This is a genomic window from Pseudomonas sp. D2002, assembly GCF_013385735.1.
Taxonomy (GTDB): Bacteria; Pseudomonadota; Gammaproteobacteria; order Pseudomonadales; family Pseudomonadaceae; genus Aquipseudomonas.
Genome location: NZ_JACAPL010000004.1, coordinates 109,287 through 132,708 on the forward strand (window position 1 = coordinate 109,287; position 23,422 = coordinate 132,708).

The 23,422-nt window shown below is 58.8% G+C and carries 18 protein-coding genes and 1 pseudogene; 9 read left to right on the top strand and 10 right to left on the bottom strand.

Annotated elements, in window-relative coordinates:
* From HX783_RS09360 to HX783_RS09375, 4 genes and pseudogenes are all read left to right on the top strand, one after another.
* Nucleotides 1–4,332, top strand: coding sequence for an RHS repeat-associated core domain-containing protein (locus HX783_RS09360; protein WP_177016714.1), 4,332 nt, complete (start codon nucleotides 1–3; stop codon nucleotides 4,330–4,332).
* The gene (locus HX783_RS09365) at nucleotides 4,329–4,994 is read left to right on the top strand and encodes a hypothetical protein (RefSeq protein ID WP_177016715.1); all 666 of its coding nucleotides are present in this window, start codon (nucleotides 4,329–4,331) and stop codon (nucleotides 4,992–4,994) included. Before HX783_RS09360 ends, HX783_RS09365 begins: the two co-directional genes overlap by 4 nt.
* Before the next feature lie 153 nt (nucleotides 4,995–5,147).
* Nucleotides 5,148–6,614: pseudogene (locus HX783_RS09370) on the top strand (RHS repeat-associated core domain-containing protein); the annotation flags it as partial.
* Between the two features lie 8 nt (nucleotides 6,615–6,622).
* On the top strand, nucleotides 6,623–7,042 hold the full coding sequence (locus HX783_RS09375) for a hypothetical protein (RefSeq protein ID WP_177016716.1): 420 nt from the start codon (nucleotides 6,623–6,625) through the stop codon (nucleotides 7,040–7,042).
* A 96-nt stretch (nucleotides 7,043–7,138) separates the two neighbouring features.
* Here the strand turns inward: HX783_RS09375 and HX783_RS09380 are convergent, their stop codons facing one another.
* From HX783_RS09380 to HX783_RS09390, 3 genes are all read right to left on the bottom strand, one after another.
* Complete coding sequence (locus HX783_RS09380) at nucleotides 7,139–7,414, bottom strand: HU family DNA-binding protein (RefSeq protein WP_003177201.1); 276 nt, start codon at nucleotides 7,412–7,414, stop codon at nucleotides 7,139–7,141.
* A gap of 191 nt (nucleotides 7,415–7,605) precedes the next feature.
* Nucleotides 7,606–8,754 carry an NAD(P)/FAD-dependent oxidoreductase gene (locus tag HX783_RS09385; protein WP_177016717.1) on the bottom strand — a complete coding sequence of 383 codons (1,149 nt, stop codon included), beginning with the start codon at nucleotides 8,752–8,754 and terminating at the stop codon, nucleotides 7,606–7,608.
* Between the two features lie 36 nt (nucleotides 8,755–8,790).
* Nucleotides 8,791–8,958 (bottom strand): rubredoxin, encoded by a 168-nt coding sequence (locus HX783_RS09390; RefSeq protein ID WP_003213373.1) that lies wholly within the window; start codon nucleotides 8,956–8,958, stop codon nucleotides 8,791–8,793.
* A gap of 195 nt (nucleotides 8,959–9,153) precedes the next feature.
* Between HX783_RS09390 and HX783_RS09395 the strand changes: the two genes are divergently transcribed.
* Together HX783_RS09395 and ubiA are read left to right on the top strand one after the other, a co-directional pair.
* Complete coding sequence (locus HX783_RS09395) at nucleotides 9,154–9,717, top strand: chorismate lyase (protein ID WP_159961092.1); 564 nt, start codon at nucleotides 9,154–9,156, stop codon at nucleotides 9,715–9,717.
* A complete protein-coding gene (gene ubiA, locus HX783_RS09400; protein ID WP_159961103.1) occupies nucleotides 9,717–10,607 on the top strand; it encodes a 4-hydroxybenzoate octaprenyltransferase in 891 nt (296 codons plus the stop codon). Before HX783_RS09395 ends, ubiA begins: the two co-directional genes overlap by 1 nt.
* 102 nt (nucleotides 10,608–10,709) lie before the next feature.
* Here ubiA and HX783_RS09405 read toward each other — a convergent pair whose 3' ends face one another.
* Nucleotides 10,710–11,090: a hypothetical protein gene (locus HX783_RS09405; RefSeq protein WP_159961105.1), complete on the bottom strand. Its 381-nt coding sequence runs from the start codon at nucleotides 11,088–11,090 to the stop codon at nucleotides 10,710–10,712.
* A 154-nt stretch (nucleotides 11,091–11,244) separates the two neighbouring features.
* Here HX783_RS09405 and phoB point away from each other — a divergent pair, with 154 nt between their 5' ends.
* From phoB to HX783_RS09420, 3 genes are all read left to right on the top strand, one after another.
* Complete coding sequence (gene phoB / locus HX783_RS09410; protein WP_003195617.1) at nucleotides 11,245–11,934, top strand: phosphate regulon transcriptional regulator PhoB; 690 nt, start codon at nucleotides 11,245–11,247, stop codon at nucleotides 11,932–11,934.
* A gap of 82 nt (nucleotides 11,935–12,016) precedes the next feature.
* Nucleotides 12,017–13,303: a phosphate regulon sensor histidine kinase PhoR gene (gene phoR, locus HX783_RS09415; protein ID WP_218175199.1), complete on the top strand. Its 1,287-nt coding sequence runs from the start codon at nucleotides 12,017–12,019 to the stop codon at nucleotides 13,301–13,303.
* Nucleotides 13,304–13,572: 269 nt separating this feature from the next.
* The gene (locus HX783_RS09420) at nucleotides 13,573–14,913 is read left to right on the top strand and encodes a hemolysin family protein (RefSeq protein WP_053258701.1); all 1,341 of its coding nucleotides are present in this window, start codon (nucleotides 13,573–13,575) and stop codon (nucleotides 14,911–14,913) included.
* A 149-nt stretch (nucleotides 14,914–15,062) separates the two neighbouring features.
* Here HX783_RS09420 and HX783_RS09425 read toward each other — a convergent pair whose 3' ends face one another.
* The 6 genes from HX783_RS09425 to HX783_RS09450 form a co-directional block, all read right to left on the bottom strand.
* Complete coding sequence (locus HX783_RS09425; protein WP_159961117.1) at nucleotides 15,063–15,965, bottom strand: response regulator; 903 nt, start codon at nucleotides 15,963–15,965, stop codon at nucleotides 15,063–15,065.
* 167 nt (nucleotides 15,966–16,132) lie between these two features.
* Nucleotides 16,133–16,894 (bottom strand): phosphate signaling complex protein PhoU, encoded by a 762-nt coding sequence (gene phoU / locus HX783_RS09430; protein WP_159961118.1) that lies wholly within the window; start codon nucleotides 16,892–16,894, stop codon nucleotides 16,133–16,135.
* Nucleotides 16,895–16,965: 71 nt separating this feature from the next.
* Nucleotides 16,966–17,799 (bottom strand): phosphate ABC transporter ATP-binding protein PstB, encoded by an 834-nt coding sequence (pstB, locus tag HX783_RS09435; protein ID WP_017135801.1) that lies wholly within the window; start codon nucleotides 17,797–17,799, stop codon nucleotides 16,966–16,968.
* A gap of 205 nt (nucleotides 17,800–18,004) precedes the next feature.
* Entirely contained in the window at nucleotides 18,005–19,675 is a 1,671-nt protein-coding gene (pstA, locus tag HX783_RS09440; RefSeq protein WP_177016718.1) for a phosphate ABC transporter permease PstA, read from the bottom strand.
* A gap of 15 nt (nucleotides 19,676–19,690) precedes the next feature.
* Complete coding sequence (locus tag HX783_RS09445; RefSeq protein WP_177016838.1) at nucleotides 19,691–21,724, bottom strand: ABC transporter permease subunit; 2,034 nt, start codon at nucleotides 21,722–21,724, stop codon at nucleotides 19,691–19,693.
* Nucleotides 21,725–22,209: 485 nt separating this feature from the next.
* Nucleotides 22,210–23,196 carry a phosphate ABC transporter substrate-binding protein PstS gene (locus HX783_RS09450; protein ID WP_106575903.1) on the bottom strand — a complete coding sequence of 329 codons (987 nt, stop codon included), beginning with the start codon at nucleotides 23,194–23,196 and terminating at the stop codon, nucleotides 22,210–22,212.
* Nucleotides 23,197–23,422: the final 226 nt, after the last annotated feature.

A 23,422-nucleotide genomic window follows, 5' to 3' on the forward strand; every position in this document is an offset into this window, starting at 1 on the left:
ATGTCTGACGCGTTATGGGCAGCCCGGATGGGCGATGCGCTCTCCCACACTTCGATGATGGCGGACATCCTTGGCGGTGTGCTGGAAGTGGCGGCCAATATCGCGATCACGGCGGTGGCGACGGCTGCCGTGGTTGCTGCCACCGGCATTACCGTGGTCACCGGTGGCCTCGGCTGCTTTCTGCTGGGTGCGGTGGTGGGCACGATTGTTGGCCTGGCCATGAGCAAAAGTGGCGCGGACAAAGGGCTGACCAAGATATGCGATGCCTTCAGTAACGCCCTGTTTCCGCCCACGGTGCAGGCGAATATTCTCACCGGTTCCACCAATACGCTGACCAACAACATTCCCGCCGCCCGCGCGGCTGGGGCGATCAGCTCCCATGTCACCCCGGCCGGCACTGAGCTGGAAGAAGCCAAGCCCGAGCCGGAAGCCAGTTACCTGGATATGGCCGCAGGTTTCTTCTCGCAGATGTGGCGCCCCACCGTCGCGACGCCCGCGCCGGGCGCCGTGCCAAAACCGCTGGACCTGGTGGTGTGCATGAAGCACCCGCCAATGCCGCCGCAGTTTCTGGCCGAGGGTTCGGAAAAGGTCACTATCAACGGCCAACCCGCCGTGCGCAGTGGTGATCGCAGTACCTGCGATGCGACGGTGGTGTCGTCCGGGCTGATTTCCTCCAACGTGACCATTGGTGGCGGTTCGGTGGTGGTGCGTGAAATTCGCAGCGGCAAGACGCCCGGAGTCGGGCTGGCGGTTACAGCGCTGTTGATGCTCAAGGGTGGCAAGGGCAAGTTCTTCAGCAAGTTGCCGTGCATGTTGGTCAGCGGCGCGACCTCGATGGCCATCAGCAGCGCGATGGACGCTGCGGCCAACGCCGCGATGGGCTCGTCGAATCCGGTGCATGCTGCGACGGGCGCAAAGGTATTGGGCGGTGTCGACGACCTGGATTTTGTGCTGCCGGGTATCCTCCCGATTGACTGGCAGCGCTTCTACAACAGCCGCGATGAACGCCAGGGCAGCCTGTTTGGCGTCGGCTGGAGCGTGGCCTACGAAGTGTGCGTCGACATTCAGCCGCATCCCGAGGGCGGCGAAACGCTCGTGTATACCGACGAGCAGGGCCGGCCCATCGACATGGGCTCGATTCCGTTGGGCGGCGCGGTGTTCAGCGCCGGTGAAGGGCTTGCGGTGCGGCGACACCTCAACGGGCAATTGCTGATCGAAAGCGACGACGGCATGTACCGTTTGTTCGAAGCTGCTCCAGCAGACCCGTCGCGACTGCGTCTGACCCAACTGGGTGATCGTAACGACAACCGCATCTACCTCGACTATGACGAAACCGGCCACTTGGTGCGACTGCGCGATACGTTCGATCTGGTTCAGGTTGAGCTGATTCGTGATCAGGGTCATGTGGCTCATATTGAGCGCCTCTACCCGGATCAACGTCGCGAAGTGCTCGTGAGCTACGGCTACGACGCGGCGGGCAATCTCGCGCAAGTGCGTGATGCAACAGATCAAGTCCAGCGGCGCTTCGTCTACGATGCCGGGCGCCGAATGGTGGAACATCAATTGCCCACCGGATTGCGCTGTTTCTATGAGTGGGCACTGGTTGAAGGCCTGGAATGGCGCGTGGTCAGGCATTGGACCGATGAGGGCGACGCTTACCAGTTCGACTATGACCTGCAGGATGGCTTAACGCGCATCACCGATGGCCTGCAGCGCGTGAGTACGCGGTACTGGAACACTCAGCACCAGATCATTCAATACAGCGATAACCTCGGCCAGACCTGGCTATTTGAGTGGAATGACGAACGTCAGTTGCTCAGCGCGACTGATCCGCTGGGTGGGCGCTATGAATATAGCTACGATGAGAGCGGCAACCTCAGTACATCCAGTGACCCATTGGGTCGTATTGAATCCGTTTTATGGCTGGAACATTGGTCTCTTCCACTGGTTGAAACCGATAGTGCCGGCAGCAGTTGGCAATACGAATATAACGCCAGCGGCAATTGTGTCCGCGAAACAGATCCGCTGGGTCTCGTCACTCGCTACCGTTATAACGCTGGTGGCCAGATCGTAGAGATTGTCGACCCCGCAGGTAAAAGCAACACCTTGCGCTGGAATAAATACGGGCAGCTGTCAGAGCATATCGACTGCTCAGGTTACTCAACAAAATTCAGCTACGACCATCGCGGTTATTTACAGACCATCACCGATGCGCTCGGCGAGCGCACGACTTACCTGCATGACGCTCGCGGGCGTCTGCTGCATTACCAGCTGCCAGATGGCCGCGTTGAAGAATACCTGCGTGACACAAGTGGCCAGCTCACCCAACACATCGATGCAGCCGGCAACACCACTGCCTATCAATACGATGGACGTGGGCAAGTTCGCCAACGCATCGACGCCCACGGGCGCCACGTTCAATTTAACTATGATGCCTATGGTCGTCTCCAGGCACTGACCAATGAAAACGGTGAACAGTATCGATTTATCTGGGATGCGGTCGACCGAATCGTCGAGCAACAAGACTTGGATGGCAGCGCCCGACGCTATGCCTATGACGGATTGGACAATGCCATTCTCGAGTCCCATATACCCGCCCCCTATGGTTCTGGACTGGCACTTGTACCCGACACACCAGTAGATCCCATCACTCATCATTTGGAACGGGACGCCGCTGGCAGATTGATCGGAAAAGTAACGGCCGATGGTCGAACCGACTACACCTACGACAGCGTCAACCAACTTACCGTTGCCACATTCACAGATACCCGAGGCTGCGAGCAAAGCCTGTCATTTACTTACGATGCTGTCGGCCAATTGCTGGAAGAACAAAGCTCAGCAGGCAGCCTGCGTCATCACTACGACGAACTGGGTAACCTGATACAAACGCAATTGCCCGATGGGCGCCATATCAACCGTCTCTACTACGGAAGTGGTCATCTGCATCAACTGAACCTCGATGGTCAGTTGATCAGTGATTTCGAGCGGGACCGGCTGCACCGTGAGGTCCTGCGTACTCAAGGACACATTACTACGCGGAGCGAGTATGACCGTGGTGGGCGCCTGCGTTCGCGCATACTGCGTAATGCCGACCAGCCAACACTGCTACCGCCTAGAGTACAGAAGCATTTCAATTACGACGCCAACGACAATCTGATCACCCGCATTGACCGTACGCCGGTTGCCAGTCGTCAACAATTGCTCCACTACGATGCGACGGGACGTATTGTCGCCAACCAAGACAACCTTCAGGGGCTGAGCGAAACGTTTGCCTACGACGCTGCCGCCAACTTGCTGGACGGTCCCCAGCCCGGTGCAGGACTGGTGGTACATAACAAACTACTGACCTATCAGGACAAACGATATCGCTACGATGCCTTCGGTCGAATGGTAGAGAAGCGTACCGGTAGTCATCGAGTACAACGCTTCTTTTATGATGCAGAGCATCGTTTGATTGAAGTTCACAACACCAACGGAGTTCAAGAAACTGTCGTCAAAATGTGCTACGACCCGCTAGGTCGAAGGACACTAAAAACTGAACATGACATCCGCGGGTTTCCACTAGGCGAAACACATTTCATCTGGGACGGATTGCGGCTGCTTCAAGAGCAAAAGAACAGTCTGATTAGCCTGTACCTCTATGGAACAGACAGCCACGAGCCGCTTTCACGTGTGGATGGTGTGGGCGCCCAACAAAAAATTCGGTATTACCACAATGATCAGAACGGACTGCCCGAACAACTATCGGATGCCACGGGTAATATCGTCTGGCACGCTCGTTATCGGGTCTGGGGCAATACCATTGAAGAGGTTCGTGAGCCTCACTACATCGAAGAGCAGAATCTGCGATTCCAGGGCCAATATTTGGATCGCGAGACTGGCCTGCACTTCAATACCTTTCGCTTCTATGATCCGGATATTGGGCGATTCACCACACCAGACCCCATCGAGCTATTGGGGGGAATCAACCTTTACCAGTACGCTCCCAACCCTTTAGGGTGGATAGATCCTTGGGGCTGGTCATGCCACGGCAACTCGAGAAAAAGCCGCAAGGCACAACACGGCTATGAAGTCGTAGACACGCGCACCGGAAAAGTTGCGAAGACCGGTGTGAGCGGCGGCAAAATAAAGAAAAATGGAAAATCGGCGCGAGCCGAAAAACAGGTTAGAGACTGGAACGCAGAACCGGGTAATACAGGACGGTATGAGTCCAGAGTAATCAAGAAGGTGCCGGCGGGCCCCGGCGCTCGGTGGAAAATCGAGCGTTGGGAGCAACGAAATGCGAACCGCCGCAGGCAGGAATTAGACCCAGCGAGGCATTCAAGGCCATGATTTTAAAAGAAGTGTACCTGTACCCGGACTTGACCGAATACAGCGACGAGATCATTCATCCATTCCGCGATCAAAGCCGATCTGTCTGCAATTTTCTGGAGCGCCATTTGAGCGCCCAAAAATTCGAGACGGAGGGCTTCAAAAAAATTTGCTTTGTCGGAACCAAGCACACTACGCAGGAGATATACGTGAACTCCAGCGGCGCACTCATTGTGCCGGTCACGATGGACGAGGTCGCCTATAAAAACTGCGTAACGTCAGACGAACTCAATGAGTTTTTTATAAGCTTGTTGTTGAATGGGTTGGCAAAAGCGATAAAACACATAGCGCTTCCTGTCGCCCTATTCAAAGACACCCTTGATGAGTTTCGCCGTAACCACTTTAAAAACGAGTGGGTTTTCAAGAGTAAAAAAATAAAAAACCCTGCGTGTACCTGCGTACTTGAATGTCGCCTGACAATCGATGTTTTCTTATTGAATTTTAAAGTTTTGAAGAACAACACCTGTGTGCTCGACAAAGAGATTTTGCGAACAGCTCCTGATGAAGTAGTCTTCCTTCCTTACCTAAAAGATATCAAGGAAGAAAACGGAAGAATAAAAGTCATCGACAAGTCAGGTATGGCGTTTTACACCACCACCGCTGCCAGCCTCGATAAGCTATGATGAGCGCAGTCGGCAACATCATGTTTAACTCAGAGCTCGATCAAGCACTAAAGCGTCAGCACACACCGATATTCGCCCAATAAAACAAGCAGAAAAATGGGACGAGTTTATTTACCATCTCGCGCCTAAACAAAAGCGCCTTCTTTTCCGTCCACTGATCTGCAAGGCAACGCCCAGGCTCTGGGTTTGGCCTACGACGCTGTCGGCCAGTTGCTTGCCGAACGGAGTGCCGCCGGCAACCTGCAACATCACTACAACGAACTCGGCCACCTGATCAGACCCAGCTGCCGGACGGCCACTGGCTGAACCGCCTCTACTGATCGCAGTGGACGGGTTCGCTCGCGTCAGCGCCGCACTATCGACCAGCCGTGGCAGTTGCCGCCGTTGGTCGAGACCGATTACAGCTATGACCCCAGCGATAATCTGATCGGACGTCGCCGCACTGACCGCCAAGAGCACTTGGGTTACGACAGTACGGGACGAATCCTCGTCAGCCATCAGATGGGGCACAGCGAAACCTATGCCTACGATGCCGCTGCCAATTTGCTCGACGGCCCAGGCCAAGGCGGCCTGGTACGACATAACCGGCTGCTCACGTATCAAGACAAACGTTAAAAGTACGACGCTCTTGGGCGAATGATTGAAAAGCGCAGTGCCGCGCGGGGTTTGCAGCGGTTTGCCTACGATGCCGAAAGCCGGCTGGTGCAAGTGCGCAATGAAAACGGCAGCGTAGTCAGGATGACCTACGATCCGCTTGGTCGGCGAATTGAAAAAACGGAACTTGGCAGCGATGGTCATCCACTGGGTGTGACGCGGTTCATCTGGGTTGGGTTGCGGTTATTGCAGGAACACAGACACAGCCAGACCAGCCTATATATTTATCAGGACTACAACTACGAGCCCCTTGCCCGCGTCGACGGGATAGGACCGTTGCAGAAAATCCGCCATTACCATAACGATCTCAATGGCTTGCCGGAGCAACTGACCGAAGCCGATGGTCATGATGTTTGGCGCGCGACCTACAGAGTGTGGGGGAGCACACAGGAGGAAGCGCGCGAAGCGTATTTTCTTGAAGAGCAGAACCTGCAGTTTCAGGGGCAATATCTGGACCGGGAGACGGGGCTGCATTTTAATACGTTCAGGTTTTATGATCCGGATGTGGGGCGGTTTACTACGCCGGATCCGGTCGGCCTATACGGCGGTATTAATCTTTACACCTATGCAAAAAATCCATTCGAGTGGATAGACCCACTCGGATTAACTTGCACAAAAGCCTTCAATAAAAGGCAAAACATTTCTAAAAGATGGGTAAGCAAGCTTTCCGGTAAAACCCCTGAGCAAGTTGAAGCGTCACTGCTGAAAAAAGGCTATACGAAAAACATCACAAACGTAGGCACGAACAAAACTCAGCACACTCAATTCACTAGGACGACAAAATCTGGAAACAAGGACGTCCTGGACTACCACCCGGGTGGTGGTGTCCACCAATCAAGCTACTGGAAGGTCTACCGCAATGGGGAAGTCCAAGGGCGCATAGCCCCTAAGGACTTTGTAAAATACGAAAAAATCTTCGACAACCCAGTTTTTGTAGACGGCACGTTAATGAATGCCCCGAAATAGAGGTCGCTATGGATTTAACTAATGCAATAGTCCCGAAAACTTCGATCGGTGGAATAACCATCGGCGAAAATATTTCCCAGGTTCAGGCACGCTTATCAAGCAGATACAAAATCCATAACGGCCCCAACTCTCTCACGATCAACGATGGATTAATTACGGCTTACCACGGCGCCGATGGCACCATTTCTGCCATCTCTTGCAATGCTGCATTCAAGGGTAATTATGAAAGTAAACTCTGGCCGGGAATGACGGTCGCCGATGTTCTAAAGCTCTCCAAAACGCAAATGGCTTGGTCCGGGTTCGTGCAAATAGACAATATCAGCGGCATAGGCCTCTCTTTGCCGGAAGAATACGATGACTTCGATTCTTTGACCGATCATTTCGACCTCGACTACGTATTCACTGAGCTTTGGGTTTACGACTTTTAAGTTGATGGCGAACTAGTCCCCACAAAAAATGGGCACCCAACCCAGTCGGCGTGCCCATTTTCTTACCAACCCGCCTCCCTTCAGACGGTCCCGCGATTACGGGTTGACGCTGTCTTTGAGAAACTTGCCCGGCTTGAACGCAACGGTGTTGCTGGCCTTGATTTTTACCGGCTCACCGGTTTGCGGGTTTTTGCCGGTGCGGGCGCCACGGTGGCGCTGCAGGAAGGTGCCGAAGCCAACCAGGGTGACGCTGTCCTTGCGGTGCAGGGCGCCGGTGATTTCTTCGAGAACGGCGTTGAGTACGCGGTTGGCCTGTTCTTTGGTGAGATCTGCTTTTTCAGCAATGGCGGCTGCGAGTTCTGGTTTACGCATAAGTGAAGCCTCTTTGACGGTTTTTTGTTGTTATGTCCGTGCTGCTCTCTTGTGGAGCAGCGCCCAAGGCGCCGCAGGCTCTACTCTGCGGCAGACGGGAGTGAGGATGGCATGCCCTCGCACGCTCCGCCAGTCTCGCGGCGACCTTTCTGGCGGTAAGAACGTGCTGATTCCGACAGAACGACCAGTATTTACGCCAGTAACGGCGGGAGTTCCTTGTTCAGGGCCAGTTTTTCCATCACGGCGCTGCCGGTCAGCGCATAACCCAGCAGGCGGCCGCTGGCGTCGCGGCACAAGGCCTTGATGTCGGCGCCCTGCCCTTCGACGCTCCATACGCCTTCGGTGCCGCGTGGCGGTGGCGAGACCACCAGCGGGCAGATCGGGGTTTTCACGGTGATCGGCATCGGCCCGTAGCTGACCGCCGTGGCGTTGCCGGCCAGGGTCTGGGCCAGGGCGCGGGCGCAGCTCATCAATGGCATGACGTACAGCAGGTTCAAGCCATCGACCTCGGCGCAATCGCCCAGGGCGTAGATGTTGGCGTGGGAGGTCTTGAGGTGGCGGTCCACCATAATCCCTCGGTTGATCTGCAGGCCTGCGGCCGCGGCGAGGTCCACGCGCGGGCGCAGGCCGATGGCCGAGACAACCAGGTCGCAGTGGATCACTTCACCGTCCGACAGGTGCGCTTCCAGGCCGTCAGCCGTACGCTGCAGGCGGTTGAGCACCGGGCCGAGGTGGAAGCGCGCGCCGAGGCCTTCCAGCCCGGCTTGCACCGCTGCGGCGGCTGCCGGGTGCAGCAGGGTCGGCATGACTTGCTCGCACGGCGCCACCAGGTCGATTTCATAGCCGCCAAGGATCAGGTCGTTGGCAAACTCACAGCCGATCAGGCCGGCGCCGAGCAACAGCACGCGGCGCTTGCCGGCCGCAGCGGCACGAAAGCGTGCGTAATCTTCGAGGTCGTTGATCGGGAAAATCAGTTCAGCCGCGTCGCCTTCGACCGGAACACGCACAGTCTCTGCGCCCCAGGCCAGGATCAGGTCGCGATAAGCCACCGCTTCTTCGCCGATCCACAGGCGCTTATGGCCCGGGTCGATGCCGCTGATGCGCGTGTGGGTGCGCACTTCGGCCTTGAGTTGCTCGGCCATGGCGCCCGGTTCGGCCATGCTCAGGCCGTCGGCGTCCTTGTTCTTGCCAAAGCCGGTGGAGAGCATGGGCTTGGAGTAGGAGCGCCCGTCATCTGCGGTGATCAGCAGCAATGGCGTCTCGCTGTCGAGCTTGCGAAATTCCCGGGCCACGTTGTAACCGGCCAATCCTGTGCCGATGATCACGACAGGTGCGTTCATTCCTTTCTCCTTGTAGTACGGTTCTTAAACTTCGAATTAGCCGATTTCGATCATTTCGAAATCCATTTTGCCCACGCCGCAATCCGGGCACAGCCAGTCTTCCGGAACGTCCTGCCACAGAGTACCCGGCGCGATACCGTCATCCGGCCAGCCGTCTTTTTCGTCATAGATCAGGCCGCAGACTACACATTGCCACTTCTTCATTACTTGCTTCCTCAGGGTCCAGGCATCTTGGCCGACGGTCGATAGATCAACATTGCCGTGCGGCTCAGGGCGTTTTGTACTGATCGGGGCCGGCAGATGCAAGCGTGATCGACGCATGGGGCCGGTTCAGCCCGGCAAAAGTCCGGGGCGCCATGGTAAGCTCGCCGCCTCTTTTGCTGCCGATACTGACTCACCGTGCCGCACTCAATCGACTTTCCCGATGCTTGCCAATGGCTGACCCAGAGCCTTCTGAGCCCCCTGCCCGCGCCTTTGACCCTCAACTGGCTGTTCGACGAAGGCTCGCTGACGCGCCGGCTCACGTGGCTGTCCAACGACGGTTTCAGCGTGACGCCGTTGTTCGAAGGCTGGCAACCATTGCGTGACGATGAATGCGCCGCGCTGGGTCTGGACCCGGCAACTGTCGGTTGGGTGCGCGAAGTGTATTTGCGTGGGCACGGCCAGCCGTGGGTATTTGCGCGCAGCGTGGCGGCGCGCAGTGCCTTGCAGGGCGACGGCTTGCACATGGATGAGCTGGGCAGCCGATCATTGGGCGAGCTGCTGTTCTGCGACCGCGCCTTCACCCGCCAGGCCATCGAGGTGTGCCACTACCCAAGGCAATGGCTGCCGTCTGCGGACCAGGCCGACGGCCTGTGGGCCCGCCGCTCGCGTTTTGATCGCGGGTCACTGAGCGTGCTGGTGGCGGAAATCTTCCTGCCGAGCCTGTGGCAAGCGGTGCACGAACACCCGGAGAACTGCTGATGTATCAACGTCTGCTCAAATCCCTGAACCACCTGAACCCCAGGGCCTGGGATTTCATTCAGCTGACCCGCATGGACAAGCCCATCGGCATCTACCTGCTGTTGTGGCCGACGCTGTGGGCGCTGTGGATCGCCGGCAAAGGCTCGCCTTCTTTTATCAACATCGTGATTTTCGTGCTGGGCGTGGTGCTGACCCGCGCCGGCGGCTGCGTGATCAATGACTGGGCCGACCGCAAAGTCGACGGCCATGTGAAACGCACCGAGCAACGCCCGTTGGTGAGCGGCAAGATCAGCTCGAAAGAGGCGCTGGTGTTTTTTGCGGTGCTGATGGGCATCAGCTTCCTGTTGGTGCTGCTGACCAATGCCACCACCATCCTGCTGTCGCTCGGCGGCCTGGCGCTGGCGGCGAGCTACCCGTTCATGAAGCGCTACACCTATTACCCGCAGGTGGTGCTGGGCGCGGCATTTTCCTGGGGCATGCCCATGGCGTTCACCGCCGAGACCGGCCACCTGCCTGCCACGGCGTGGCTGCTGTACATCGCCAACTTGCTCTGGACGGTGGGCTACGACACGTATTACGCCATGACCGACCGCGATGACGACTTGAAGATCGGGGTGAAATCCACGGCTATTTTGTTTGGCGATGCAGACCGCGTGATCATCCTCACCCTGCAAGGGTTGTCGCTGGTGTGCCTGTGGTTGGCGGGCCTGCGGTTTGAGCTGGGCGGCTGGTTTCACCTGGGGCTGCTGGCGGCGGCAGGCTGTTTTGCCTGGGAGTTCTGGTACACCCGGGACAAGGATCGGATGAAATGCTTCAAGGCGTTTTTGCACAACCACTGGGCGGGGTTGGCGATTTTTGTCGGGATTGTGGCGGATTACGGGTTTCGGTAATTCAGTGCTGACGCCATCGCGGGCAAGCCCGCTCCCACATTTGGGCCGCATTCCAAGTGTGGGAGCGGGCTTGCCCGCGATGGTTTCAATGGCGCCGCAGAGTCAAGGCTTGGCGACTTTCCAGGCCCCGTCCATTTTGCCTTCACCGGTCATGTCACCGGCCTTTTTGTCCATGACGAAGGTGTAAAGCGGCTTGCCGCTGTAGGCCCATTGGCTTTTTTGATCATCACGGGTGATGACGGTCCACTTGCCCATCGGCTTGTCGGTGGATTCAGCCATCAACGGCGGCCAGTTGGTGGCGCACTTATCGTTGCACATGGATTTGCCATCGGCGTCCTTGGCGAAGGTGTAGAGCGTCATGCCCTTGTGGTCCACCAACATGCCGTCTTTGGTCATTGCCGGGTCGGCGGCAAATGCCAGTGTCGGCAGCGTCAACGCGGCCGTTACCAGCAGGGCTTTCCAGGAAACATTGCAGTTAGTCATAGGAACCTTCCTTTTGTGGTTGTCAGGATTCGGACCCAAAGGGTAGTTCAGAGTGCCGTTAATTGCCCAAGCGACTAAATTACTGTCACACGACTGCAATAATTCCGTTATCTAATGCGGCGCAAGACAGTTAAATGACAAGAGGATTTTGAGCATGGTTGGCAGGAGCATTCTGATCGTTGACGACGAAGCGCCCATTCGCGAGATGATCGCCGTTGCGTTGGAAATGGCCGGCTATGACTGCCTGGAGGCGGAGAACTCCCAGCAGGCCCATGCCATTATCGTCGACCGCAAGCCGGACCTGATCCTGCTGGACTGGATGCTGCCCGGCACCTCCGGCATCGAACTGGCCCGCCGCCTCAAGCGCGATGAGCTGACCGGGGACATCCCGATCATCATGCTCACCGCCAAGGGCGAAGAGGACAACAAGATCCAGGGCTTGGAAGTCGGCGCCGATGACTACATCACCAAGCCATTTTCCCCACGTGAGCTGGTCGCTCGTCTGAAAGCCGTACTGCGCCGCGCCGGGCCGACTGATGGCGAAGCCCCGATCGAAGTCGACGGCCTGATTCTGGACCCAATCAGCCACCGCGTGACCATCGACGGCAAGCCGGCCGAGATGGGCCCGACTGAATACCGCCTGCTGCAATTCTTCATGACTCACCAGGAACGCGCCTACACCCGCGGCCAGTTGCTCGACCAAGTGTGGGGCGGCAACGTGTACGTGGAAGAGCGCACGGTTGACGTGCACATACGCCGCCTGCGCAAAGCCTTGGGCGATGCCTACGAGAATCTGGTACAAACCGTGCGCGGCACCGGCTACCGCTTTTCCACCAAAGGCTGAGCCAGCCCTTCCCTTTCCTTAACAGCTGACAAGGACGCATGTTTAAGTGAACCAGAACTGGCATGGCACCCTGATCCGCCACATGCTGCTGTTGATCACCGGCTGCCTGGTGGTGGGTTTGGTCAGCGGCCAATACGGCTGGAGCCTGGCCGTTGGTATCGGCCTGTATTTGGGCTGGACGCTCAAACAGCTGCTGCGCCTGCATGAATGGCTGCGCCAGCACAAACCCGATGAAGCGCCACCCGACGGTTACGGCCTGTGGGGCGAGGTGTTCGACAGCATCTACCACCTGCAACGCCGCGACCAACGTGTACGCGGGCGCTTGCAAGCGGTGATCGACCGCGTACAGGAATCCACTGCCGCGCTCAAAGACGCGGTGATCATGCTCGACAGCGACGGCAACCTGGAATGGTGGAACCGCGCCGCCGAGACCCTGCTGGGCCTCAAGACGCCCCAGGACAGCGGCCAGCCAGTCACTAACCTGGTGCGCCACCCGCGCTTCAAGGAGTACTTCGAACAGGAGAACTACGAAGAAGCACTGGAAATCCCCTCGCCCACCAACGACCGCGTGCGCATTCAGCTGTACCTGACGCGCTACGGCAACAACGAGCACCTGATGCTGGTGCGCGACGTGACCCGCATCCACCAGTTGGAACAGATGCGCAAAGACTTCGTCGCCAACGTCTCCCACGAGCTGCGCACACCGTTGACGGTGATCTGCGGCTACCTGGAGACGCTGCTGGACAATGTCGACGAGATCAACCCGCGCTGGAGCCGTGCCCTGCAGCAGATGCAGCAGCAAGGTTCGCGCATGCAAACCCTGCTCAACGACCTGCTGTTGCTGGCCAAACTTGAAGCCACCGATTACCCGTCGGATAACCATCCGGTGGCGGTGCAGAGCCTGTTGCAGACCATCAAGAACGACGCCCAGGCGCTTTCCGGCGAGCGCGGGCAACAGATCACCCTGGAAGCCGACCCGCTGGTGCTGCTCAAAGGCAGCGAAGGCGAGTTGCGCAGTGCGTTTTCCAACCTGGTGTTCAACGCGGTGAAGTACACCCAGGACAAGGGCAATATCCGCATCCGCTGGTGGGCCGATGAACACGGGGCGCACCTGAGCGTGCAGGACTCCGGCATCGGCATCGACGCCAAGCACCTCCCGCGCCTGACCGAGCGCTTCTACCGCGTCGACTCCAGCCGCAACTCCAACACCGGCGGCACCGGGCTGGGCCTGGCCATCGTCAAGCATGTGCTGTTGCGCCATCGCGCACGGCTGGAAATCAGCAGCGTGCTGGGGCATGGCAGCACGTTTACCTGCCACTTTCCGCCTGTGCAAATGACCCGCTCGCGGGTGATCGGCACAGATGAATAACCCGAAAACAACACCGGATTAAGTGTGGGAGCGGGCTTGCTCGCGAAGGCGGTGGGTCAGCTATGAATGTGTTGACTGACCCAGCGCATTCGCGAGCAAGCCCGCTCCCACATTGGACATGCAGCGTGTTGACGAGCGTATTCCAGGCCCCACCCGGCAGCGGGCACTAGGCAAGCGCCCCGTCAGCCGCTACATTGGCCGACTTGCGCCTGCCTTTCAGGCCCTTCTGTCACCCCTTATTGAACACACGGAACCTGCAAAACCCCATCATGGACCCTTCCCCTGGTATCACCCTCGCTACGCTCTTCGCCGACTTCGGCATGATTCTTTTTGCACTGATCCTGGTACTGCTCAACGGTTTCTTCGTTGCGGCGGAATTTGCCATGGTCAAACTGCGCGCCACGCGGGTCGAGGCCATCGCCCACAAGAACGGCTGGCGTGGGCAGATCCTGCGCACCGTGCACAGCCAGCTCGACGCCTACCTGTCGGCCTGTCAGCTGGGTATCACCCTCGCCTCCCTGGGCCTGGGTTGGGTCGGTGAGCCGGCGTTTGCGCACATCCTTGAGCCGTTGCTGGGCGCCGTGGGCGTGCAATCACCGGAAGTGATCAAGGGCGTGTCGTTCTTTGCCGCCTTCTTCGTGATTTCCTACCTGCACATCGTGGTCGGTGAATTGGCGCCTAAATCCTGGGCCATCCGCAAACCCGAGCTGCTGTCGCTGTGGACGGCGGTGCCGCTGTACCTGTTCTACTGGGCGATGTACCCGGCGATCTACCTGCTCAACGCCAGCGCCAACGCCATCTTGCGTATTGCCGGCCAAGGCGAGCCTGGCCCGCACCATGAGCACCATTACAGCCGTGAAGAACTCAAGCTGATCCTGCACTCCAGCCGTGGCCAGGACCCGAGCGACCAAGGCATGCGCGTACTCGCCTCCGCCGTGGAAATGGGCGAGCTGGAAGTGGTCGACTGGGCCAACTCCCGCGAAGACCTGGTAACCCTGGACTTCAACGCCCCGCTCAAAGAAATCCTCGCGCTGTTCCGCCGCCACAAATTCAGCCGCTACCCGGTGTATGACGCGGTGCGCAACGAGTTTGTCGGCCTGCTGCACATCAAGGACCTGCTGCTGGAACTGGCGGCGCTGGACCACATCCCCGAGTCGTTCAACCTGGCCGAGCTGACCCGCCCGCTGGAGCGCGTGTCGCGGCACATGCCGCTGTCGCAACTGCTGGAGCAGTTCCGCAAAGGCGGCGCGCACTTCGCCCTGGTGGAGGAAGCCGATGGCAAGATCATCGGCTACCTGACCATGGAAGACGTGCTGGAAGTGCTGGTCGGCGATATCCAGGACGAACACCGCAAGGCCGAACGCGGCATCCTCGCCTACCAGCCGGGCAAACTGCTGGTGCGTGGCGACACGCCGCTGTTCAAGGTGGAACGCCTGCTGGGCGTCGACCTGGACCACATCGAAGCCGAAACCCTGGCCGGGCTGATCTACGACACCCTCAAACGCGTGCCGGAAGAGGAAGAAGTGCTGGAAGTTGAAGGCTTGCGCATCATCATCAAGAAGATGAAAGGGCCGAAGATCGTGTTGGCCAAGGTGTTGTTGCTGGATTGATCAACAAAGCCTTCGGCTAAACAAAGAAGATCAAAATGTGGGAGCGGGCTTGCTCGCGAAAGCAGAGTGTCAGTCACCGAAGATGTTGACTGATACACCGCCTTCGCGAGCAAGCCCGCTCCCACATTGGTTATGGGGCGCTGTGTAGATCACGCACCCGGCACAAAGTGCTTTTGCGCCGTGCCGCGTGCGATCAGGCGGGAGATGTAGTCGAGCTTCTGAGCGTCCTGGTCGATGAACCGGAAGGTCAATTGCAGCCAGTCGCTGTCGGGCTTGGGCTCGTAGGCGACGATGGCGTGCAGGTAGCCGTTGAGGCGCGCGACTTCGGCGTTGTCGCCTTGCTCAAGGTCCAGCACCGCGCTTTCCAGCACTTGGGGCAGGACTTCACCGCGACGCACTACCAGCAGCGCCTCCTTGATGCTCAGCGCCTTGATCACGCACTGCTGGGTGCCGCTGGACAGGCGCAGTTGGCCCTGGCCACGACCACCCGCCGGCGAGGCGGCCGGCGCTGCCTGCACGGGCGGGCTGTTGAGCAAGCCTTTGCTTGGCGCGGCCGCCACTGGTGCCGGTTTGACGGCTTCAGGCTTGCCGCCGGTCAGGGCGCTCAGGGAATCGTTGCCGAAGGCTGAGTTCATTTTTGTCGGTGCGCTGGCGATCAGGGCGTCAAGGCGGCCAATCTTGTGCAGGGCCTGCTTGACCTTGTTCAGCAACTGCTCGTTGGTGAATGGCTTGCTGACGTAGCCGGAAACCCCGGCCTGGATCGCCTGGACCACGTTTTCCTTGTCGCCACGGCTGGTCACCATCACGAACGGCATGGCCTTCAGGTGCGGCTGTTCACGGCACCAGGTCAGCAGTTCCAGGCCTGACATTTCGGGCATTTCCCAGTCACACAGCACCAGGTCGAAGGTCTCGCGCATCAGGATGGATTGCGCCTTTTTGCCGTTCACCGCATCTTCAATCTTGATCCCGGGGAAGTAGTTACGCAGGCACTTCTTCACCAGGTCGCGGATAAACGAGGCGTCATCCACCACCAACACACTGACTTTACTCATCGACCCTTCATCCTATAAAAACTTCGGCACGCAAAACGCCTGACTGATGGCATTTTGCCAAAACTCGCTGGTCACAGAAGGACTTTATTGCTCCTGCTGCGCAAAAAATTCAGATGCCGCAAACGAAAACGCCCGACCAATGGCCGGGCGTTAATTTCTCGGGCAACTTACTTATCGTCAGGTACGCCCGGAACATTAGGGATTTGATCGGCTGTGCCTTCAACTTCGGCTTTCATGCGCTTGAGGCCCATGTGCCGTACGTCGGTGCCGCGCACCAGGTAAATGACCAGCTCGGAGATATTGCGCGCGTGGTCGCCGATACGCTCCAGCGAACGCAGAACCCAGATAATGTTCAAGACCCGCGAGATAGAGCGTGGGTCTTCCATCATGTAGGTGGCCAGCTCGCGCAGCGCGGTTTTGTATTCGCGGTCGATGGTCTTGTCGTACTGCGCCACCGACAGCGCCAACTCAGCGTCGAAGCGGGCAAAGGCGTCCAGCGCATCGCGCACCATGTTGCGCACCTGGTCGCCGATGTGGCGCACTTCCACATAACCACGCGGCGCTTCGCCTTCTTCGCACAGCTGGATGGCGCGGCGCGCGATCTTGGTGGCTTCGTCGCCAATGCGCTCCAGGTCGATCACCGACTTGGAAATGCTGATGATCAAACGCAAGTCGGAGGCCGCCGGCTGGCGACGTGCCAGAATGCGCAGGCATTCTTCGTCGATGTTGCGTTCCATCTGGTTGATCTGGTCATCGATTTCACGCACTTGCTGGGCCAGGCCCGAGTCGGCCTCGATCAGCGCGGTGACGGCGTCGTTGACTTGCTTCTCCACCAGCCCGCCCATCGCCAGGAGGTGGCTGCGCACTTCCTCAAGCTCGGCGTTGAACTGCGCGGAGATGTGATGGGTAAGGCCTTCTTTGCTAATCATGTTGGCGTCCTTGGAACGTCCGGTAAGGTGCGGAGAACCGCAGCATTCAGTGCAATCAGAACCACCGCGTTCTAGCCGTAACGACCGGTGATGTAGTCTTCGGTCTGCTTCTTCGCCGGATTGGTGAACAGGGTATCGGTGTCGCCGAATTCCACCAGTTTGCCCATGTACATGAACGCGGTGTAGTCGGAAACCCGAGCCGCCTGTTGCATGTTGTGGGTCACGATGACGATGGTGAACTTGGATTTGAGCTCGTAGATCAGCTCTTCGACTTTCAGCGTCGAGATCGGGTCGAGAGCCGAGCACGGTTCGTCGAGCAGCAGCACTTCCGGCTCCACGGCGATGGTACGGGCGATCACCAGACGTTGCTGCTGGCCGCCGGACAGGCCGAGTGCCGAGTCATGCAGGCGGTCTTTGACCTCATCCCACAGTGCCGCGCCTTTGAGGGCCCACTCAACGGCTTCGTCGAGGATGCGTTTTTTGTTGATGCCCTGGATGCGCAGGCCGTAGACCACGTTTTCGTAGATGGTCTTGGGGAACGGGTTGGGCTTCTGGAACACCATGCCTACACGGCGACGCAGCTCGGCCACGTCTTCGCCCTTGCGGTAGATATTGGTGCCGTAGAGGTTGATCGCACCTTCTACGCGGCAACCGTCGACCAGGTCGTTCATGCGGTTGAAGGTGCGCAGCAACGTGGACTTACCGCAGCCGGACGGGCCGATGAAGGCGGTCACGCGCTGTTTCGGGATGTTCATGCTGACGTCGAACAGCGCCTGCTTTTCACCGTAGTACAGGCTAAGGCCCGGCACTTCGATGGCCACGGTTTCCTGGGCCAGGCTCAGGCTCTGCTTGTCGCGCCCCAGGGCCGACATGTTGATGCCGTGGGTGTGGGTTTCGTGCTGCATGGGATGCTCCCTGTGCTACCAATTCGTTTCATTGAACCGATGGCCCCATGATTGGGCCTGGCGGTTTACCTCAAATCTGTGTCTGGCGCGGTTAGTGTGGGAGCGGGCTTGCTCGCGAATGCGGTGTGTCAGCCAGCCCAAGTGTTTCTGATACACCGCATTCGCGAGCAAGCCCGCTCCCACATTTAGTCCGCGTTCACTTCAATTAGCTGTCCAGCGCCTTGTATTTCTCGCGCAGGTGGTTACGAATCCATACCGCTGACAAGTTCAGCGTGGCGATCACCAGCACCAGCAGCAAGGCAGTGGCGTACACCAATGGCCGTGCAGCTTCGACGTTGGGGCTCTGGAAGCCGACGTCATAAATATGGAAGCCCAAGTGCATGATCTTCTGGTCCAGGTGCAAGTACGGGTAGTTGCCATCCAGCGGCAGCGACGGCGCCAGCTTCACCACACCTACCAGCATCAGCGGCGCCACTTCACCGGCGGCGCGGGCCACGGCGAGGATCATGCCGGTCATCATCGCCGGGCTGGCCATCGGCAACACGATCTTCCACAGCGTTTCCGCCTTGGTCGCGCCGAGTGCCAGGGAACCTTCGCGCACGGTGCGAGGAATCCGCGCCAGGCCTTCTTCGGTCGCCACAATCACCACCGGCACCGCCAGCAGCGCCAGGGTCAGCGAGGCCCACAGCAGGCCCGGCGTGCCGAACGTCGGTGCCGGCAGGGCTTCGGCGAAGAACAGGCGGTCAACCGAACCACCCAGTACATACACGAAGAAGCCCAGGCCGAACACGCCGTAGACAATGGCCGGTACGCCCGCCAGGTTGTTCACCGCGATGCGGATGATGCGCGTCAGGGCGTTCTGCTTGGCGTATTCACGCAGGTACACCGCCGCCAGCACGCCGAACGGCGTCACGATCATCGCCATGATCAGGGTCATCATCACGGTGCCGAAGATCGCCGGGAAAATCCCGCCTTCAGTGTTGGCTTCACGCGGGTCGTCGCTAAGGAATTCCCAAACCTTGCTGAAGTAGAAACCGACCTTGGTCAGCGTGCCCATGGCGTTCGGCTGGTAGGCGTGCACCACTTTGCCGATGCCGATTTCGACTTCCTTGCCGTTGGCGTCGCGGGCGGTCAGGGCGTCACGGTTGAACTGGGCGTGCAAGTCGGCCAGGCGCGCTTCGATGTCCTGGTAACGGGCATTCAGTTCGGCGCGGCCACTGTCCATATCAGCTTGAGCAGTGGCGTCGAGCTTGCCTTCCAGCTCCAGCTTGCGACCGTGCAGGCGGATGCGTTCGAGGCCGGCGTTGATCGCGCCGATGTCGGTTTTTTCCAGGCTCTTGAGCTGGGCAGCCAGCTTGTTCACGCGGTCGACGCGGGCTTGCAGCTCCGGCCACGCGGCCTCGCCTTCGGCGATGACCTTGCCGTCCTGCTTGACGTTGACCAGGGTGCCGTAGAAATTGCCCCACTCACGCCGCTCGATGGCCATCAGGTTCGCAGGCTTGGTCTGGTCCTTGAGCCACTCGCCGACGATCCAGGTGAAGTCGTTGCCGTTCAGGTCGCGGTTGCCGACCTTGATCAGCTCGCGGGTCATGAATTCCGGGCCCTGGTCGGGCACCGGCAAGCCGGCGCTTTTCAGGCGCTCGCGCGGTACTTCTTCCTTCTGCACCACTTCGCCGATGACGATATGGTTTTCCTGGCCCGGCACGTTGTAGTTGGCCTGGATCAGGTCGGCCGGCCAGAAGTGGCCCAGACCACGCACGGCAATCACGGCCAGCAAACCAATGGTCATGATGACCGCGATGGACACCGCGCCACCGCTGATCCAGACGCCGGGGGCGCCGCTCTTGAACCATCCATTCAGGGAGTTCTGTTTCACAGACTTCTACCTTTCTTAAAGCGACGAGTATTTCTTGCGCAGACGCTGACGAATCAGCTCGGCGAGGGTGTTCATGATGAAGGTGAACAGCAGCAGCACCAGCGCCGAGAGGAACAGCACGCGGTAGTGGCTGCCGCCGACTTCCGACTCGGGCATTTCCACCGCGACGTTGGCTGCCAGGGTGCGCAGGCCTTCGAACAGGTTCATCTCCATCACCGGGGTGTTACCGGTGGCCATCAGCACGATCATGGTTTCGCCGACCGCGCGGCCCATGCCGATCATCAGCGCCGAGAAAATCCCCGGGCTGGCGGTCAGGATCACCACGCGGGTCATGGTCTGCCACGGCGTGGCGCCCAGGGCCAGGGAGCCCAGGGTCAGGCCGCGCGGCACGCTGAACACGGCGTCTTCGGCGATGGAGTAGATGTTCGGGATCACCGCGAAACCCATGGCCAGGCCGACTACCAGAGCGTTGCGCTGGTCGTAGGTGATGCCCAGGTCGTGGGAGATCCACATGCGCATGTCGCCGCCGAAGAACCAGGTTTCCAGGTACGGGCTCATGTACAGCGAGAGCCAGCCCACAAACAGGATCACCGGGATCAGGATCGCGCTTTCCCAGCCATCGGGAACGCGCAGGCGGATCGACTCAGGCAGGCGGCTGAAGACAAAACCGGCCACCAGAATGCCAATCGGCAGCAGCATCAGCAGGCTGAAAATCCCCGGCAAATGCCCTTCTACATACGGCGCCAGGAACAGGCCGGCGAAGAAACCGAGGATCACCGTCGGCATCGCTTCCATCAACTCGATCACCGGCTTGACCTTGCGGCGCAGGCTCGGGGCCATGAAGTAAGCGGTGTAGATCGCGGCGGCAACTGCCAGCGGTGCGGCCAGCAGCATGGCGTAGAACGCAGCCTTCAATGTACCGAAGGTCAGCGGCGCCAGGCTCATCTTGGGCTCGAAGTCGGTGTTGGCGGCGGTCGATTGCCAGACGTATTTAGGCTCGTCGTAGTTTTCGTACCAGACCTTGCTCCACAACGCGCTCCACGAAACTTCCGGGTGCGGGTTGTCGAGCAGCAGCGGTTGCAGCTTGCCGCCAGCTTCGACGATCACACGGTTGGCGCGTGGCGACATGCCGAAAATGCCCGTGCCATCAACCACCGGGTCCACCAGCAGCGTGCGGTGGGCGGTGCTGTGGAACACGCCGAACTTGCCGGAAGCGTCGAGCGCGGTAAAGCCTTTACGACGCTCTTCAGCAGTGATTTCCACGATCGGCGTGGTGCCCATCTGGAAGGTGCGGATCTGTTTCAGGCGCTGCTCGCCATCCGGGTCACGGGCCATGAACCACTGGGCCAGGCCGCCCTTGGAGTTACCGACGATCAACGAGATACCGCCGACCAGCTGGGTGCTGGCAGTGATTTCGGCGTTGCCGTCTTCAAGCAGTTTGTAGCGACCGTTAAGGCTGTTGTCGCGCAGGCTGAAAACATCGGCTTGGGCGCGACCGCTGATCACGTACAGCCACTGCTGGCGCGGATCAACGAAAATCGCTTTTACCGGTTCGGTCATTTGCGGCAGTTCAATACGCTTCTGCTCGGTGGTGACTTCCTCGGTCATCATGTTTTCTTCACGGCTGATCGACAGCACGTTCAGGTGCGAACCACTGGAGCCGGCCAACACCAGCGAGGAGTCGGTAGCGTTGAGCGCTACGTGCTCCAGCGGGCGACCGGCGTCATCGAGCACGATGGGCGTTTCGCCGTAAGGGTATTCAACCGCAGGGGTGATGGTTTTCTTGCCGTCCGGGTAGGACACCTTATAGGTGTGGCGGAACACCAGGGACTGGCCATTCGACAGACCGAGCACCACCAGCGGGCTGCCCGGTTGATCTTCACCGATGGAGGCAACGCTGGCACCGGCCGGCAGCGGCAAGTCGACACGCTTGAGCTCGGCACCGGTGTCCACATTGAAGAACAGCGCCTGGCCCTTGTCGGAAACCCGCATGGCAACCTGGTTCTGTTCTTCGAGGGAGATCATCAACGGCTTGCCGGCATCCTGGATCCAGGCGGGCGTCAGCGCGTCTTCCTTGGTCAGCGAGGCACCTTGGAACAAAGGCGCGACGACGTAGGCAAGAAAGAAGAAAATCAGGGTGATGGCGCCGAGGACGGCGAGGCCGCCGACCAGCACGTACCAACGGGTCAGGCGATCTTTGAGCGCGCGGATGCGGCGCTTGCGTTGCAGCTCAGGCGTATTGAAATCAATGCGCTTGGGGGGAGAAGTCGTCGTCATGGTGGAATTGGCCAGATCATTCATGCGCACACCCTAGCGATCCTGTATGACAGAAAGATGACAATGCAGTGACGCAAGAAATCCGCCGCGGAGCAGAGCTGGCAGCGGATTAAAAAATTAGGGGTGTAGAGGGTTAGTGTGGGAGCGGGCTTGCCCGCGATGGCATCAATACGGTCTCAACACTAAACCGCGTCGCCAGCATCGCGGGCAAGCCCGCTCCCACAGAAAAGCATGCATCTACACCCGGTATTACAGGCTTAGTTGCCTTCTTTCAGACCCAGGTCAGCCAGGGCCTTGGCGGCGACTTTGGCTGGCAGTGGGATGTAGCCGTCTTTGACGACCACTTCCTGGCCCTGTTTGGACAGAACCAGCTTCACGAACTCAGCTTCCAGCGGAGCCAGAGGCTTGTTCGGGGCCTTGTTGACGTACACGTAGAGGAAGCGCGACAGCGGGTATTTGCCGTTCAGGGCGTTTTCTTCGCTGTCTTCGATGAAGTCAGTGCTGCCTTTCTTGGCCAGGGCCACGGTCTTCACGCTAGCGGTTTTGTAGCCGATGCCCGAGTAACCGATGCCGTTCAGCGAAGAGCTGATCGACTGCACGACCGAAGCCGAGCCAGGTTGTTCGTTCACGTTTGGTTTGTAGTCGCCTTTGCACAGGGCTTCTTCTTTGAAGTAGCCGTAGGTGCCGGATACCGAGTTACGACCGAACAGTTGCACCGGCTTGTTGGCCAGGTCACCGGTCACACCCAGGTCGCCCCAGGTTTTAACGTCGGCTTTAGCACCGCACAGGCGAGTCGAGGAGAAGATCGCGTCGACTTGTTCCATGGTCAGGTGCTGGATCGGGTTGTCCTTGTGCACGAACACCGCCAGGGCATCCACGGCAACCGGGATTGCGGTTGGCTTGTAGCCGTACTTCTGCTCGAAGGCCGCCAGTTCGGTGTCCTTCATTTTGCGGCTCATCGGGCCCAGGTTGGAGGTGCCTTCAGTCAGCGCAGGCGGTGCAGTAGCGGAGCCGGCAGCCTGAATCTGGATGTTGACGTTCGGGTATTCCTTTTTATAGGACTCAGCCCACAGGGTCATCAGGTTAGCCAGGGTGTCGGAACCAACGCTGGACAGGTTGCCCGATACACCGGTGGTCTTGGCGTAAGCCGGAATTGCCGGGTCAACACCAGCGGCTACCGCGTTAGCGGTGGCAACGCCAGCAGCGACAAAAGTCATTGCCGCCATCAAACGTTTCAGTTTCATGCCTTGCTCCTAGCAGATAGGGATAGTTGGATCGGGGCCAAGTATCGGTAGGCCGTGTGAACACTCTATGTCTGGAATATGACAATTAGATGAAAGGCCAGTATTTGTGAAAAACCTGACAGGTAGGGGAAAGATCAATAAATACGGGGCTTGCGAGGAGGTTGAGGCGCTTGAAGCGGTGTTTCAGAAATACTCTGTAATCTATGACCATTCCTACATCGTTGTG

Bases quoted from the DNA above. Each gene is read 5' to 3' on its own strand.
- HX783_RS09360 (WP_177016714.1), top strand. From the start codon at position 1: ATGTCTGACGCGTTATGGGCAGCCCGGATGGGCGATGCGCTCTCCCAC.
- HX783_RS09365 (WP_177016715.1), top strand. From the start codon at position 4,329: ATGATTTTAAAAGAAGTGTACCTGTACCCGGACTTGACCGAATACAGC.
- HX783_RS09375 (WP_177016716.1), top strand. From the start codon at position 6,623: ATGGATTTAACTAATGCAATAGTCCCGAAAACTTCGATCGGTGGAATA.
- HX783_RS09380 (WP_003177201.1), bottom strand. From the start codon at position 7,414: ATGCGTAAACCAGAACTCGCAGCCGCCATTGCTGAAAAAGCAGATCTC.
- HX783_RS09385 (WP_177016717.1), bottom strand. From the start codon at position 8,754: ATGAACGCACCTGTCGTGATCATCGGCACAGGATTGGCCGGTTACAAC.
- HX783_RS09390 (WP_003213373.1), bottom strand. From the start codon at position 8,958: ATGAAGAAGTGGCAATGTGTAGTCTGCGGCCTGATCTATGACGAAAAA.
- ubiA (WP_159961103.1), top strand. From the start codon at position 9,717: ATGTATCAACGTCTGCTCAAATCCCTGAACCACCTGAACCCCAGGGCC.
- HX783_RS09405 (WP_159961105.1), bottom strand. From the start codon at position 11,090: ATGACTAACTGCAATGTTTCCTGGAAAGCCCTGCTGGTAACGGCCGCG.
- phoB (WP_003195617.1), top strand. From the start codon at position 11,245: ATGGTTGGCAGGAGCATTCTGATCGTTGACGACGAAGCGCCCATTCGC.
- phoR (WP_218175199.1), top strand. From the start codon at position 12,017: ATGCTGCTGTTGATCACCGGCTGCCTGGTGGTGGGTTTGGTCAGCGGC.
- HX783_RS09420 (WP_053258701.1), top strand. From the start codon at position 13,573: ATGGACCCTTCCCCTGGTATCACCCTCGCTACGCTCTTCGCCGACTTC.
- HX783_RS09425 (WP_159961117.1), bottom strand. From the start codon at position 15,965: ATGAGTAAAGTCAGTGTGTTGGTGGTGGATGACGCCTCGTTTATCCGC.
- phoU (WP_159961118.1), bottom strand. From the start codon at position 16,894: ATGATTAGCAAAGAAGGCCTTACCCATCACATCTCCGCGCAGTTCAAC.
- pstB (WP_017135801.1), bottom strand. From the start codon at position 17,799: ATGCAGCACGAAACCCACACCCACGGCATCAACATGTCGGCCCTGGGG.
- HX783_RS09450 (WP_106575903.1), bottom strand. From the start codon at position 23,196: ATGAAACTGAAACGTTTGATGGCGGCAATGACTTTTGTCGCTGCTGGC.